At 67.2% G+C, this 15,129-nt stretch carries 13 protein-coding genes; 9 read left to right on the top strand and 4 right to left on the bottom strand.

What is annotated here, in order from left to right:
• Nucleotides 1-14: 14 nt before the first annotated feature.
• From carA to IWX64_RS05650, 9 genes are all read left to right on the top strand, one after another.
• The gene (gene carA, locus IWX64_RS05690) at nt 15-1,226 is read left to right on the top strand and encodes a glutamine-hydrolyzing carbamoyl-phosphate synthase small subunit (protein ID WP_196866230.1); all 1,212 of its coding nucleotides are present in this window, start codon (nt 15-17) and stop codon (nt 1,224-1,226) included.
• Nucleotides 1,227-4,541, top strand: coding sequence for a carbamoyl-phosphate synthase large subunit (gene carB / locus IWX64_RS05685; RefSeq protein WP_196866183.1), 3,315 nt, complete (start codon nt 1,227-1,229; stop codon nt 4,539-4,541).
• Nucleotides 4,528-5,421 carry an orotidine-5'-phosphate decarboxylase gene (gene pyrF, locus IWX64_RS05680; RefSeq protein ID WP_196866182.1) on the top strand — a complete coding sequence of 298 codons (894 nt, stop codon included), beginning with the start codon at nt 4,528-4,530 and terminating at the stop codon, nt 5,419-5,421. The genes carB and pyrF overlap by 14 nt, the downstream gene beginning before the upstream one ends.
• Before the next feature lie 104 nt (nt 5,422-5,525).
• Nucleotides 5,526-5,855 carry an integration host factor, actinobacterial type gene (gene mihF / locus IWX64_RS05675; protein WP_196866181.1) on the top strand — a complete coding sequence of 110 codons (330 nt, stop codon included), beginning with the start codon at nt 5,526-5,528 and terminating at the stop codon, nt 5,853-5,855.
• Between the two features lie 37 nt (nt 5,856-5,892).
• Complete coding sequence (gene gmk, locus IWX64_RS05670) at nt 5,893-6,462, top strand: guanylate kinase (RefSeq protein WP_196866180.1); 570 nt, start codon at nt 5,893-5,895, stop codon at nt 6,460-6,462.
• A 56-nt stretch (nt 6,463-6,518) separates the two neighbouring features.
• Nucleotides 6,519-6,782: a DNA-directed RNA polymerase subunit omega gene (rpoZ, locus tag IWX64_RS05665; protein ID WP_019482806.1), complete on the top strand. Its 264-nt coding sequence runs from the start codon at nt 6,519-6,521 to the stop codon at nt 6,780-6,782.
• 48 nt (nt 6,783-6,830) lie between these two features.
• Nucleotides 6,831-8,075 carry a bifunctional phosphopantothenoylcysteine decarboxylase/phosphopantothenate--cysteine ligase CoaBC gene (gene coaBC / locus IWX64_RS05660; RefSeq protein ID WP_196866179.1) on the top strand — a complete coding sequence of 415 codons (1,245 nt, stop codon included), beginning with the start codon at nt 6,831-6,833 and terminating at the stop codon, nt 8,073-8,075.
• Between the two features lie 114 nt (nt 8,076-8,189).
• The gene (gene metK / locus IWX64_RS05655) at nt 8,190-9,404 is read left to right on the top strand and encodes a methionine adenosyltransferase (RefSeq protein WP_196866178.1); all 1,215 of its coding nucleotides are present in this window, start codon (nt 8,190-8,192) and stop codon (nt 9,402-9,404) included.
• Nucleotides 9,370-11,673, top strand: a complete 2,304-nt coding sequence (locus IWX64_RS05650) for a primosomal protein N' (protein WP_334683174.1) — start codon at nt 9,370-9,372, stop codon at nt 11,671-11,673. The genes metK and IWX64_RS05650 overlap by 35 nt, the downstream gene beginning before the upstream one ends.
• An 81-nt stretch (nt 11,674-11,754) precedes the next feature.
• Here the strand turns inward: IWX64_RS05650 and IWX64_RS05645 are convergent, their stop codons facing one another.
• Genes IWX64_RS05645 through IWX64_RS05630 form a run of 4 tightly spaced genes read right to left on the bottom strand, consistent with a single transcriptional unit; the run spans nt 11,755 to nt 15,115 of the window.
• Complete coding sequence (locus tag IWX64_RS05645; RefSeq protein WP_312883976.1) at nt 11,755-12,282, bottom strand: GNAT family acetyltransferase; 528 nt, start codon at nt 12,280-12,282, stop codon at nt 11,755-11,757.
• Nucleotides 12,279-13,388 carry a glycosyltransferase family 4 protein gene (locus IWX64_RS05640; RefSeq protein WP_196866177.1) on the bottom strand — a complete coding sequence of 370 codons (1,110 nt, stop codon included), beginning with the start codon at nt 13,386-13,388 and terminating at the stop codon, nt 12,279-12,281. The genes IWX64_RS05645 and IWX64_RS05640 overlap by 4 nt, the downstream gene beginning before the upstream one ends.
• Entirely contained in the window at nt 13,385-14,275 is an 891-nt protein-coding gene (locus IWX64_RS05635; RefSeq protein ID WP_334683173.1) for an alpha/beta fold hydrolase, read from the bottom strand. Before IWX64_RS05635 ends, IWX64_RS05640 begins: the two co-directional genes overlap by 4 nt.
• Before the next feature lie 3 nt (nt 14,276-14,278).
• Nucleotides 14,279-15,115, bottom strand: coding sequence for an aldo/keto reductase (locus IWX64_RS05630; RefSeq protein WP_196866176.1), 837 nt, complete (start codon nt 15,113-15,115; stop codon nt 14,279-14,281).
• Nucleotides 15,116-15,129: the final 14 nt, after the last annotated feature.

Genomic DNA, 15,129 nt, shown 5'->3' with positions numbered 1-15,129 from the left:
ATGAAGGACACACCGTGACAGAATCCAGCCAGCCAGCAACCGAGAGCGCTGCAGTACTGATCCTTGAGGACGGCCGCACCTTCCGTGGCCGCAGCTACGGGGCGCAGGGCACTGCGCTGGGCGAAGCGGTTTTCGCCACCGGCATGACCGGCTACCAGGAAACCATCACCGACCCGTCCTACGCCCGCCAGCTGGTGGTCCAGACGGCCCCCCACATCGGCAACACCGGGGTGAATAAGGACGACGCCGAGTCCCGCCGCATCTGGGTGGCCGGCTATATCGTGCGCGACGCCGCCCGCCGCCCCTCCAACTGGCGGTCCGAGCAGAGCCTCGACGGGCAGCTCCGGGACCAGGGGATTGTCGGCATCCAGGGCGTCGATACCCGCGCCGTGACCCGGCACCTCCGCGAACGCGGTGCGATGAAGGCCGGAATCTTCTCCGGCCCGGCAGCATCGGGGTCCGACGCCGAACTGCTGGCGCAGGTCTTCGGCCAGGAGTCGATGACGGGTGCCCGGCTGGCCGAGGAGGTCAGCGCCGTCGAACGCTACGTGGTGGAGCCGTCCGACAACGGCTGGGAGGGCGAGCCACTATTCACCGTCGCCGCCCTGGACCTGGGGATCAAGTCGATGACCCCGAAGCACTTCGCGCAGCGGGGGGTCCGCACGGTGGTCCTTCCCGCCACGTCCACCTTCGCGGAGGTGGCGCGGGAGTCACCCGACGGGGTGTTCATGTCCAACGGGCCGGGCGATCCGGCAACCGCCGACCCCCAGGTCAGCCTGCTGCGGGAGGTGCTCGACGCGCGGATCCCGTTCTTCGGTATCTGCTTCGGCAACCAGATCCTGGGCCGTGCCCTCGGCTTCGGCACGTACAAGCTCCGTTACGGCCACCGCGGTATCAACCAGCCCGTCCTGGACCGACGCACCGGCAAGGTGGAGATCACCTCGCAGAACCACGGGTTCGCCGTCGACGCACCCCTCGACGGTCCGGCCCTGGCGCCTGAGGCCCGGTTTGGGAGGGTCGAGGTCAGCCATGTCAGCCTCAACGACGACGTCGTCGAGGGCCTGGCCTGCCTGGACCTGCCTGCTTTCTCCGTCCAGTACCACCCGGAAGCGGCAGCCGGTCCCCACGATTCGGCGTACCTGTTCGACCGGTTTATCCAGTTGATGACCGACACCCGGTCCGGTCACCAGCTGAGCAGCGACGCAAACGATAAGGAAGAAAACTAGATGCCACGCAGAACCGACCTCAAAAGCGTCATGGTCATCGGCTCCGGGCCGATCGTCATCGGCCAGGCCGCCGAATTCGACTACTCGGGAACGCAGGCGCTGCGGGTGCTGAAGGAGGAGGGCCTGCGGGTCATCCTCGTCAACTCCAATCCGGCCACCATCATGACCGATCCCGAGTTCGCCGATGCCACCTATGTTGAGCCCATCACTCCCGAGGTGGTCGCCAAGATCATTGAGAAGGAGCGCCCCGACGCCCTCCTCCCCACCCTCGGCGGGCAGACCGCACTGAACGCCGCCATCGCCCTGGACAAAAACGGTGTCCTGGAGAAGTACGGCGTGGAACTGATCGGCGCGAACATCGCCGCCATCGAGCTGGGGGAGGACCGCGAGAAGTTCAAGGGTGTTGTCGCCCGTTGCGGGGCCGAGTCGGCGCGATCCATGATCATCCACTCCATCGACGGCGCGCTCGAGGCGGCAGCCGACCTCGGCTACCCGATGGTGGTGCGCCCCTCCTTCACCATGGGCGGGCTCGGCTCGGGTCTTGCCTACAACGAAAAGGATCTGCGCCGCATCGTGGGCCAGGGTCTCCAGTACAGCCCCACCACGGAGGTCCTCCTCGAGGAAAGCATCCTCGGCTGGAAAGAGTACGAACTCGAGATGATGCGGGACAAGAACGACAACGTGGTGGTTGTCTGCTCCATCGAGAACCTCGACCCGGTGGGAGTCCACACCGGTGACTCGATCACCGTCGCCCCGCCTATGACCCTCACCGACCGTGAATACCAGCGGCTGCGTGACATCTCGATCGCGATCATCCGTGAGGTGGGCGTCGACACGGGCGGCTGCAACATCCAGTTCGCCATCGAACCCGACACCGGCCGCATCGTCGTCATCGAAATGAATCCGCGCGTCTCCCGGTCTTCGGCCCTGGCCTCCAAGGCCACCGGCTTCGCGATTGCGAAGATCGCCACCAAGCTCTCCCTCGGCTACACCCTCGACGAAATTCCGAACGACATCACCCAGAAGACCCCCGCCTCGTTCGAGCCGACCCTCGACTATGTCGTGGTCAAGGTGCCCCGGTTCGCGTTCGAGAAGTTCCCGGCGGCGGATCCCACCCTGACCACCACCATGAAGTCGGTGGGTGAGGCGATGGCGATCGGCCGCAACTTCACCGAGGCACTCCAGAAGGCCCTGCGATCCCTGGAGCAGAAGGGCTCCCAGCTGTCCTTCGACACGTCAGCGGACATCGATGTGCCGGCCCTCATCACCGCCGCCAAGCGGCCCACCACCGAACGCCTCGCCCAGGTGCAGCAGGCACTGTTGGGCGGTGGCACGATCGATGAGCTCTACCAGGCGACGGGCATCGACCCGTGGTACCTGGACCAGCTGGTGCTGCTCAACGAGGTGGCTGCGACCGTCCGGGAGGCGCCCGCGCTCACCGAGGAGATGCTGCGGCTGGCCAAACGGCATGGCTTCTCCGACGAACAGATCGGTGCTCTGACCCACACCCCCGAAGCGGTGGTGCGTGGAGTCCGCCACGCCCTCGGCGTGCGCCCGGTCTACAAGACGGTTGACACCTGTGCCGCGGAGTTCGCGGCCTACACCCCGTACCACTACTCGTCCTACGACGAGGAGGACGAGGTGGGCCCGCACGCGAAGCCGTCCATTATCATCCTGGGCTCCGGTCCGAACCGGATCGGGCAGGGCATCGAGTTCGACTACTCGTGCGTCCACGCCACCATGGCATTGCGCGAGGCCGGCTATGAAACAGTCATGGTCAACTGCAACCCGGAAACGGTGTCCACCGACTACGACATCTCCACCCGCCTGTACTTCGAGCCCCTCACCCTCGAGGACGTCCTGGAGGTGATTGCGGCCGAGGACCGCAGCGGCGGCGTGCTGGGTGTCTTCGTGCAGTTGGGCGGGCAGACCCCGCTGAAGCTCGCGCAGGAACTGGCCGACGCCGGCATCCCGATCCTCGGCACGTCACCCGAGGCGATCGACCTGGCCGAACACCGGGGTGCGTTCAGCAGGGTCCTCGACGCGGCCGGACTGGTCTCGCCGAAGAACGGCACCGCCGTGTCCTTCGAGGACTCCAAGAAGATCGCCGACGAGATCGGTTACCCGGTCCTGGTCCGGCCGTCCTACGTTCTCGGCGGTCGCGGAATGGAAATCGTCTACGACGAGGCGAATCTCTCCCGCTATATCGCCAACGCCACTGAAATCACCGAAGCCCACCCGGTCCTGATCGACCGGTTCCTTGAGGACGCCATCGAGATCGACGTCGACGCCCTCTACGACGGCACCGACATGTACCTCGGCGGCATCATGGAACACATCGAGGAGGCAGGAATCCACTCCGGCGACTCGGCGTGTGTCCTGCCGCCGATCACCCTGGGCGCCGACATCCTGCAACGTGTGCGCGAAGCGACCCTCGCGATCGCCGATGGGGTAGGGGTCCGTGGGCTCATCAACATCCAGTTCGCGCTGGCCTCGGATGTGCTCTATGTGCTCGAAGCCAACCCGCGTGCCTCCCGCACCGTACCCTTCGTGTCGAAGGCGACCGGAGTGCAGCTGGCCAAGGCTGCCGCCCTGATCGGCACCGGGGTGTCCATCGCCGCACTGCGCAGCGAGCACGGCCTCCTGCCCGCCCGCGGCGACGGCGGGGACCTCCCGCTGGACGCACCGGTTTCCGTGAAGGAGGCGGTCCTGCCCTTCAGCCGGTTCCGCACCCCCGACGGGACCGTCGTCGATTCGCTGCTGGGCCCTGAGATGCGCTCAACGGGCGAGGTGATGGGGATCGACAAGTACTTCGACACCGCTTTTGCGAAAAGCCAGTCAGCCGCCAACGCGGCCCTCCCCACTGAGGGCCGGGTCTTCGTTTCGGTGGCGAACCGGGACAAACGCTCGATCATCATGCCGGTCAAGCGGCTCGTCGATCTGGGCTTCGAGATCCTGTCGACCGGCGGCACCGCCGATGTGCTGCGCCGCAACGGCATCCAGGCCACCACCGTGCGCAAGATCGCCGAGGGCACCGGTGAGCACGGTGAAGGCACCGTCGTTGACCTGATCACCGACGGCACCATCGACATGATTATCAACACCCCCTCGGGCGGTCAGGCCCGCGGCGACGGCTACGAGATCCGGGCGGCCGCGACCTCCTACGGGCTTCCGGTCATCACGACCGTCCCCGAGTTCGGCGCTGCCGTCCAAGCGATCGAGGCCATGCGCTCCTACGAGTGGTCGGTGACCAGCCTCCAGGAACACGCCGCCAACCTGCAGGCGGCAACCGAGGCCCGCGATGCCGCACGATAGGCCTTCCTTCGGGGTCCGTCTGGCCTCCCGCATGCAGGAGCGCGGCAGCCTGTGTGTGGGAATCGACCCGCACCCGGCCCTGCTGCGTGACTGGGGACTGACCGACGACGCCGCAGGGTGCGAACGCTTCGCGCTGACCGTGCTGGCGGCCGTCGGCGAGACGGCGGCCATCCTCAAACCCCAGGTGGCGCTGTTTGAACGGCACGGCTCTGCCGGAATGGCAGCCCTGGAACGGCTGCTGGCCGACGCCGCTGACCAGGGGGTGCTGACCATTGCCGACGCCAAACGGGGAGACATCGGCTCCACCATGGCCGCCTACGCCGATGCCTGGCTCCGGGACGGGTCAGCGCTGGCGGCCGACGCGGTGACGCTCAACCCCTACCTGGGGTTCGAATCCCTGCGTCCCGCGTTGGACCTCGCGGCCGCCACCGGACGCGGTGTGTTCGTGCTGGCGTTGACCTCCAACCCGGAGGGCGCCGCCATCCAGCACGCGGTAGTGTCGGGCCAGACCGGCGAACCAGTGGCCGACAGGCCCAGCAACACCCCACCCAGCGGTCACGCGGTGGCCCGGCTGATCGCCGACGCGGCTGCGCGGGAGAACCGCGACGCCGTCGGGCTGGGATCGGTGGGCCTGGTCGTCGGAGCAACGGCCGGCACGGCCGTGCGCACCCTGGGCCTTGACCTTCAGAACCTCAACGGACCCATCCTTGCCCCCGGCATCGGCGCGCAGGGTGCCGGCGGGAAAGAAGTCGCCGACACGTTCGGGCCCGCATCCTCCCTCGTGGTCGGAAGCGCGAGCCGCAGCATCCTGCGGGCTGGACCCGACAGCGGCAAGCTTCGGGCGGCCGCGGAGCACGCGACGGCGGAACTGCGCAATTGATTTTGTGCCACCTCTACAGATAGGTTCAGTGGAAGCCCATTCCACAAGAATTGCATCTACCCGAGCGTCCAGCGCGGCACGGTGCCAACTGCAGGGGAGCACTTGTGAGCTTGAAGCCGCTATCGGACTCCGAACGGACACAAGCGCGCGAGAAGGCCACCGCCGCACGTGCGGTCAGGGCAGATCTGAAGGTGAAGCTGAAATCGGGGGAAACCTCGGTCAGCGACGTCGTCAACGGCATGTCAATGGATCCCGCGGTGGGTCGGCTCAAAGTGCTCGACCTGCTGAAGGCGTTGCCGGGCGTGGGGGATGTGCGTGCTTCGGGCATCATGAACGACGTCGGCATCGCCTCAACCCGCCGCGTGCGGGGGCTGGGTGTGCACCAGCGCCAGGCATTGATCGAACATCTAGCAAAGCAGGACCCTTCGCCCTGATCGGGGCAAGGCAGCAGACCTGTAAGTAAGGAACCACGTGTCGCAGCCTCGGCTGACAGTACTCGCCGGGCCAACGGCCGTCGGTAAGGGAACCGTATCCACCTACATCCGTGACAACTACCCGCAGGTCTGGCTGTCCGTATCGGCCACCACCAGGCCCGCGCGGCCGGGCGAAGTGGACAGAGTCCACTACTTCTTCGTCAGCAACGAGGAATTCGACGACCTGGTCGCCACGGGCCAGATGCTGGAGTGGGCGCTGGTCCACGGCCGCAACCGCTACGGCACCCTCCGGCGTACCGTCGACGCGGCAATGGCCGACGGGAAATCGGTGCTTTTGGAGATTGACCTGCAGGGTGCCCGGCAGGTCAAGGAGTCAATGCCCGAGGCGAATTTCGTGTTCCTGACACCGCCCAGCTGGGACGAGATGGTCCGCCGTTTGATCGGCCGGGGGACCGAAACGGAGCAGGAACAGCAGCAACGGCTGGAAACCGCTAAACTAGAACTTGCCGCTGAGCCTGAATTCGACCACACGGTGGTCAACGACAGTGTTCAGCGCGCAGCGGACGAGCTTGTATCACTGATGGGACTAAGCCCTCAGGCACGCTAGCGCGTGACCTGGTAGCCGCTGTCCCACCAACAATCTGAACCATTTACGGAGTATTTGTGTCAACACAGCCTGAAGGCATCATCAACCCGCCGATCGACTCCCTGCTGGAGGCATCGGATTCGAAGTATGCCCTGGTGATCTACGGTGCAAAGCGTGCCCGCCAGATCAACGCATACTACTCCCAGCTGCACGAGGGACTGTTCGAGTACGTTGGCCCGCTGGTCGACACCCGTCTGAACGAGAAGCCACTCTCGATCGCCCTGCGCGAGATCAACGAGGGCATGCTCGTCGCCACACCGGTCGAATCAACCGAGCAGTAATTTCGCCGTCCTTGTGATTGCAGCCGAGCCGAACCGAATGCCGAGCAAGTGCGCGTAATTCTGGGAGTCGGGGGAGGGATCGCCGCCTACAAGGTGGCGTCCCTTCTCCGACTCTTCACTGAGGCGGGGCACAACGTCACCGTCATTCCCACGGATGCCGCGACCAGGTTCGTGGGGACCGCCACCTGGGAGGCTCTCTCCGGCAACCCGGTCAGCAACAGCGTGTTCGACGACGTCGACAAGGTCAACCACGTGCGCCTCGGCCAGCTCGCCGACCTGGTGGTCATTGCCCCGGCCACGGCCGACCTGGTGGCCCGCGCTGCCGCCGGGATGGCCAACGATCTCCTGACCGGGACCCTGCTGATGGCCCGCTGTCCGGTCCTCATGGCCCCCGCCATGCACACCGAGATGTGGGAGCACCCTGCCACCGTGGCCAACATTGCCACCCTCCGCAGCCGGGGCACGCTGGTGCTCGATCCCGCCTCGGGACGGTTGACCGGCACCGATTCCGGTGCCGGCAGGCTGCCCGAACCGGCCGACATCTTTGCCGCCGCGATGGCGGCCTGCGAGGGCGCCAATCACGACAGGTCTCCCACAGCGTCGGCACCCGGCTCGCTCGTTGGCCGGCATTTGGTAATCACCGCTGGTGGCACCCGCGAACCCATTGACCCCGTCCGCTACCTCGGCAACCGCTCGTCGGGCAAGCAGGGGATGGCGCTGGCCGCCGCAGCCCTCGCCGAGGGAGCCACCGTGGAGTTGATCGTCGCCCACGTGGAGGTGCCCGCTCCCGACGGCGTCGACCTGGTTCAGGTCGAAACCGCGGAACAGCTCAGGACCGCGACACTGCGTGCGGCGAAACAGGCCGACGCCCTCATCATGGCCGCAGCCGTCGCCGACTTCCGGCCAGCCGAGCCGGTGCTCACCAAGATCAAGAAGCGCGCCGACGGCGTCGACCCCGTGATTACCCTGGTCCGCAACCCCGACATCCTGCGAGAAGCCGTGGAGCAGCGTGACGCTGCGGGCGCGGGGCCGGTGATCGTGGGGTTCGCCGCTGAGACCGGTGACCCGACCGCCGACCCGCTCGACCACGCCCGCCAGAAGCTGGTCCGGAAGGGCTGCGACCTCCTGGTGCTCAACCAGGTGGGCGATGGCAAGGTGTTCGGACTCGATGACACGGTCGCAACCATCCTCGACGCCCACGGCGCCGAACCAGTTGAGGTTGCCGGTACCAAAACCGACGTCGCCACCGCAGTGGTGGCCCGGGTGGCAGCCGCTCTGACGGGCCGAGGCTAACCAAGCACCGGTCCGCCAGTGCTGTTGGCGTCGCCGTCAGCAACCCCATCCAGCAGTCACACAGTCCGTCACACAAGCCGCAATTCTGTCGGTCGAACCAAGTAGAGTGATCACGTGAAGTCAGCCAATCCCGTTCGCAGCGATCTGCGCCTGTTTACCTCGGAATCCGTCACCGAAGGCCACCCCGACAAGATCTGCGACCAGATCAGCGACGCCATCCTGGACGCGATGCTTCGGAAGGACGCGAAGTCCCGGGTCGCCGTCGAGACCCTCGTGACCACGGGGCTGGTGCACGTCGCCGGCGAGGTCACCACCGAGGCGTACGTCGAAATCCCCGAACTGGTCCGCCAGACGCTCCTGAACATCGGTTACGACTCATCTGCGAACGGGTTCGACGGCGCACGCTGCGGCGTCTCGGTGTCCATCGGGCAGCAGTCGCCGGAAATTGCCAGCGGAGTGTTCAACTCGCTGGAGAACCGCCAGGGAACCAGCGCGGACCCCTACGACGCGCAGGGGGCAGGCGACCAGGGGATCATGTTCGGCTACGCCAGCGACGAGACCGCCGTGCTGATGCCCACCCCCATCTGGCTGGCCCACCGGCTGTCCGAGCGCCTGACTACCGTCCGGAAGGACGGCACCCTGGACTACCTCCGGCCTGACGGCAAGACCCAGGTGACCATCGGATACGACGGCGATGTGCCCGTCTCTGTGGACTCGGTGGTCGTCTCCTCCCAGCATGCGCAGGGCGTCAACCTCGATGAGTTGCGCGCCGACCTTGTGACCCACGTGATCGATCCTGTGCTGGCGGCATCGGAGCTGGACATCAGCAATGTGCGCCACATCCTCAACCCGGGCGGCGACTTCGTCATCGGCGGCCCCGTGGGCGATGCGGGCCTGACCGGACGCAAGATCATTGTCGACACCTACGGCGGAATGGCTCGGCACGGCGGCGGCGCCTTTAGCGGCAAGGACCCGTCCAAGGTTGACCGTTCAGCGGCCTATGCCATGCGTTGGGTTGCCAAGAACGTGGTTGCGGCCGGCCTGGCCAAGCGCGCCGAGATCCAGATCGCCTACGCGATCGGAATGGCCCAGCCCGTGGGCATCTACGTGGAGACCTTCGGCACCGAGACGGTTGACCCTGCCGCCATCGGCGCCGCCATCCGCGAAGTCTTCGATCTGCGTCCGCTCGGCATCATCAACGCTCTGGACCTGCTGCGGCCGATCTACCAGAAGACCGCCGCGCACGGCCATTTCGGCCGCGAGGACGTCGGCTTCAACTGGGAACTGACCGATCGTGTGGACAAGTTGCGGAGCTATTTCAACGCCTAGCACGCGCCCGCCCGGCAACGGCAACGGGGACACTTCCGGCGGACGCGCGACCCGGCAGCACCCCGGCGCCACCCCGCGTTCGTCGACGGCCGGTACCGCCGGCGATCATGGGGCGGTTCAGCTGTCGCTGCTGCAGGGATTCCCGGCCGCACCACGGGCCGCCGGGGCGCCGGTGCCGGCCGGAGAGTTGCCGGTGGCGCAGGTTCTGCTCGATTCTCCGCTGGCGCACCTGGACCGGGTGTTCGACTATGCCGTCCCCGAGGAGCTGGCGGACTCGGCCCAACCCGGGGTCCGGGTCAAGGTGCGCTTCAGCGGGCGGGAGTTCACCGGATTCATCGTCGCCCGGGCGGCCACCTCCGACAGCACCACCCGGCTCCTGCCCCTCGGCAAGGTCCTCTCCGCGCAGCCTGTCCTCACCCCCGAGGTGCTGGCCCTCGGCCGTGCCGTCGCCGCCCGGTATGCCGGGACCGTCAGCGATATCCTCAAGGTCGCCATCCCACCGCGGATGGCGCGGGTGGACGCGGGCTTCGATGAAATGGTCGCGGAACAGCCGGGCAGCGGACAAATGGGAGCCGACGAGCCGGAGCATGACGAGAAGCCCAGCTTTGCAGGTCACAACGATCCAGGGAAGCCCTCCGCACCGCTGCTGACCCGCTATGCCAACGGGGCCAGCTTCCTCAGGCATCTGGCAGCGGGGCACAGCCCCCGGGCGGTCCTCACCAGCCTGGGAGGGTACGGCGCCAGGGACTGGCCCGCAGAAATCGCTGAGGCGGTCGCCACTGTGTGGCATGCAGGCCGGGGCGCCGTCGTCGTCGTCCCCGACCAGCGGGACCTGGCTCGGGTTGAAGCCGCCCTGGCGCTGCGGCTGGGCTCCGACAACATGGTGCGGTTGACCGCCGAGGACGGGCCGACGCCGCGGTACCGCAACTTCCTGAAACTTCTGCACGGGCAGGTACGGGTGGCGGTCGGCACCCGGTCGGCTGCCTACGCACCGGTGCAGGACCTGGGGCTGGTCTGCATCTGGGACGACGGCGACGACCTGCACCAGGAGCAACGGGCACCCTACCAACATGCCCGCGAAGTGTTGCTGCTCCGGGCAGAGCTCCAGAGCTGCGCCGCGCTGCTCGCAGCCGGATCGCAAAGCACCGAGGCGCACCGTCTGGTGGCTACTGGCTGGGCGCAGTCGGTCGCCGCGGACCGCGCCGAGGTCCGGCGCAGCAGCCCGCGGGTACTCCACACCGGGGACGAGTTCCAGACGGCCCGCGATCCGCTGGCGGCCCGCGCACGGATCCCGCACGCAGCGTGGAAGGCTGCCTCCGACGGGCTGGCCCGGGGGCCGGTGCTCCTGCAGGTGGCACGGACCGGATTCTCACCGGCACTGGCTTGCGAGGACTGCCGGGAACCGGCCCGCTGTACCGTGTGTACCGGCCCGCTGGCCCAGACCGGGCGGGGCGGACCTCCCGGGTGCCGCTGGTGCGGACGGCCTGACCCACGGTGGGCCTGCGCCAACTGCGGAAGCCACCGGTTACGTGCGACAGTCGCCGGTGCCATTCGGACCGCCGAAGAGTTGGGGCGCGCCTTTCCCGGGGCGACGGTCTATTCCTCTGCCGGCGAGCACATCCTGGACTCAGTACCCGACCGTCCAGCCGTCGTCGTCGCCACGCCCGGGGCTGAGCCGCTCGCCCCGAACGGCTACGCGGCGGTGATCCTCCTGGACGGGTCGACGATGCTGTCCCGGGAATCCCTCCGGGCTGGGGAGGACACCCTGCGGCGCTGGTTTACCGCATCGCTGCTCGCGCGCCCCGCGAGCGACGGCGGCCTGGTGGTCATCACCGCTGATGATTCCACTGCGGTGGGTCACCTGGTGCGCTGGGATCCGCAGGGCGCTGCCGGGCGGGAGTTGTCCACCCGGACCGAACTGGGTTTGCCGCCCGCCGTCCGCTTCGCCGCCCTGACCGGGTCCCGGGAAGCTCTGACCGCGTTCACGGCCGACCTCGATCCGGCCCTGTTCCTTCGCACCGTGGGCCCCATGCCGGTTGCACCGCAGCCGGGCCGCGCCCCGGGGGGACGTCAGGCCGGACCCGGGGTGCGCCGCGACGCACCCGAGACGCAGACCTCCAGCGCTGACCAGCAGCGGCTACTGCTGTTCTTCAGCTACCGCAGTGCACCGGCGGCGACCGCCTGGCTGAAGGCCCGCAAGGCGTCATTGTCAGCGAAGGGGACGTCCGAACCGGTCCACATCCGCTGTGATGCCGCGGACCTGATCTAGTAGCGGGCCTGATCGAGCTGGGGATCTGGTCGAGCCGCGGCACTGATCAAGTGGCGGCCCTGATCAAGCTGCGGACCCGATCTAGGGCAGCCACTTCGCGAGCACCGAGACCTGCGATCTTTCGTAGCCAAGGTGCTCGTAGAACCTGATCACCTGCTCGTTCGACTCCCGCACCATCAGGTGGACCTTGACGGCTCCTCGTTCGGCGAGCCACCGTTCGCTGGCTGCCATCATCGTCCGGCCGAGCCCGGAGGTCCGGCGCCCGGGCTCCACCGCAACGTAGTAGACCCAGCCCCGGTGCCCGTCGTGGCCCACCATCGCGGTCGCAGCGAGCCGGTCCTGGACAACACACGCCAGGACCGTGGACGCCGGCCCGACCAAGGAGCGGCGGATGTCCTCGAGCGGATCATTCCACGGCCGGGTCAACCCGGTCACCTCCCATAGGGCCGCTGCCTCGCCATAGCGATCAGGGGTCAGCGGGCCCACGTTCCAGTCAGTTCTTTCGGCAGGGGCCGTCGGGACGTCCCCGGACGTCGGGACCGCGCCTGCCGCAGGGTCGTTGCCAGCCGTCGGGAAAGCATCAGCCGTCGGGTCGTTGCCAGCCGTCACTGGCGCCGGAGTAGTCGGCCGAGGCCTGAGCGGCCCGCGTGTTCGACGGTGGCGATGGCGGCAGCCTCAAGCAGCTGGTCGGCTGAGCGGTCCCAGGAGTAGGAGCCTGCCTGCGCCTTGCCGGCATGCGAGGCCGCGTCCCACCGGTCAGGTGCGGCGAGGGTCTTTACCGCTGCGGTGAACGCCGAGGGGTCGTCGGGGTCCACATACAGCGCGGCGTCGCCACCGACCTCCCTGAAGATCTGCGTGTTGGCGGCAATCACGGGGGTCCCGGCCGCCATCGCCTCGATCACCGGCAGGCCATAGCCCTCGGCCCGCGAGAGTGTCACTAAAGCCGCCGCTGACCGCAGCAGCTCCTGGTACCGCTCGTCGGTCACGCCGTTGTGGAAGATGACGCGCTGGCCCGGCGGGATCAACCGCTCCAACTCTGTCCGCCGGTCGTCGGTGATCCGGCTGAGCAGGTGCAAGGTGTACCCGTCGAGACCATTCATGCCCGCCACCAGAGTTTCGACGTTCTTGTAGGGCATGAAGGACCCCATGTAGAGGAGGTCCTTGCCGGGTGGGACCCCCTCGGGGCGGACCTCGGTGTCCGCCTGGGGAGCGTTGCTCACCAGCCGGATCGGACGACTGGTCAACCGGTGCTCCTGCATCAGCCCCCGGGTGGTCTCCGAGATGGTGGCGACGACGTCGGCCCGGTTCAGCAGCAGGCGCTGCGGCCAGTAGGCCAGGTGGTAAAGCCGCCACAGCGCGCGGACCGGCCAGGGCAGGAAACCGGGTGGCTGGGGGTTCTGGTAGTAGATCAGGTCATGCAGGGTGAGCACCAACGGGTACTTCCGTCCCCAGCTCCCCATGGTCTGCATCGGGCAGATCACGACGTCGGGCGCCAGCTGGTTGATCGTCGAGGCCACGAACAGTTCCCGGAGGGAGAGCGGCGATGTGATCAGGACGGAGGGGACAGCGGGCAGGAGGGCAAGCTGTCTGGGGTCGGAAACGAGCATCGCCACGTCGGCCCGCTCCGCCACGGCGGCAATGAGGCTGGCACCATACCGGCTGATGCCGTCATGGTGGTCCAGACGGGTGAACCGAGCATCAAACAGGATCCTCATTCGTGTGTCCCTCCCAGGAAACTTTCGATCAGCCGGGCCGCTTCGTGGGGGGTCTCATAGTGCACCAGATGGCCCACCCCGTCGATGATTTCGAGCCGCGCGCGGGGGATCAGGCCGGCAAGTGCACGCTGTCCGGCGACCGAGCCGAGGTCGTCCTTCTCGGCAGCGATCAGCAGCACGGGCATGGCGAGCCGCGCCGCACTGTCTCTGACCGTTCCCGTAATGGACGCCTGGAACGCTTCGAGCAGGACCCGTCGGCTGGCGTACTTGCTGAAGTAGCTGATGTGCTGGCCGTGAATGTACTTCCGGAGTGCCCGGTCCCGGGTCTTCGCCATCATTGAACTCATGCCGAGCACAATGAGTGGATTCCCCAGCAGCGCCATTCCCAACCGCTCCGGGAGCGCAGCGCCGACCCGGTAGTACAGGGCAGCCGCGGTGGAGGCCAGGCGGTTGGAACCTTCCAACGCAGGCTCACAGATGGGATTAATCAGGATCAGGGCGGCAATCGCGGTGGGATGATCTGCTGCCCACCGGGACGCGACGATCGACCCGAAGGAGTGGCCGAGCAGTACCGTATCGGAGCCCAACCCGAGCTCCGCAAGGCTGAAACCGACAAACCCCGCGTATGCGTCGACGTCGTGCACGCCCTCGAGGGCCCCGGATTGGCCGAAGCCGGGAAGATCCGGCACCACAACCCGGTGCGTGGGCAGTTCCTCGATGATGCGGAGCAACCCGTGGTGGTCACCCCTGAAACCATGCACCATGAAGATTGTCGGCGAAGTGCCGCCGACGGCCAGGGACGGGAAAATCCAGTAGCGTTGAGCGGCTCCGAGATAGGTCAGGGTCACCACCGAGGCCTGGCGGCGCACAGTTATCGGGGAAGGCACCAGTTAGTTCACCCGGTCCGGATGGGAGCCGAACCGGGTGTCCCGTTCGAGCCCGCGGATTGCCGCGAGCTGCCCGGGAGTGAGTTCGAACCCGAAAATGTCGAGGTTGCCGGCGATCCGGGCCCGGGTGCTCGCCTTGGGGATGACCAGATTGCCGGATTGCACGTGCCAGCGCAGCACCACCTGGGCTGGCGTCCGGTCGAGGTCGGCGGCGATCCCACCGATCACCGGGTCAGCCAGGATGGCCCCCCGGCCCAGGGGGCTCCACGCCTGGGTGCGGATCCCGTGGACGTCGTGGAACTGCCGGAGCTCATCCTGTTGCAGGTACGGGTGCAGCTCGATCTGGTTCACGGCAGGAACCACCCCCGTCTCCGCCAACAGCCGCTGCAGCTGGGTGACCTGGAAGTTCGACACCCCGATGGCCCGTACCCGCCCGTCGTGGTAGAGCTGTTCCATGGCGCGGAAGGTGTCAACGTACTGGTCCTTGTCGGGGCAGGGCCAGTGGATCAGGTAGAGGTCGACGTCGTCCAGGCCGAGTGCCTGCTGGGAAGCGTCGAACGCCCGGAGCGTCGCATCGTAGCCGTGGTTGTCGTTCCACAGCTTGGTGGTGACAAAAACGTCGTCACGTTCCAGCCAGCCGGCGTCGACGGCATTCGTGACCGCCCGGCCCACCCCCGCCTCATTGCCGTACATGGCGGCGGTGTCGATCGTCCGGTACCCCACTTCGAGGGCCTGGGCGCAGAGGTCGGCCGTCGTCTCGGGCGGCACCTTGTACACACCGTAGCCAACCTGGTCGATCTGTACCCCGTTGTTGAGCGCGATTTTCGGTGCCTTATGCATACCTCGACAATACC

The sequence above is a fragment of the Arthrobacter sp. CAN_A212 genome (assembly GCF_015752345.1).
Taxonomy (GTDB): Bacteria; Actinomycetota; Actinomycetes; order Actinomycetales; family Micrococcaceae; genus Arthrobacter_D.
This window is presented reverse-complemented; position numbering and strand designations above follow the sequence as displayed.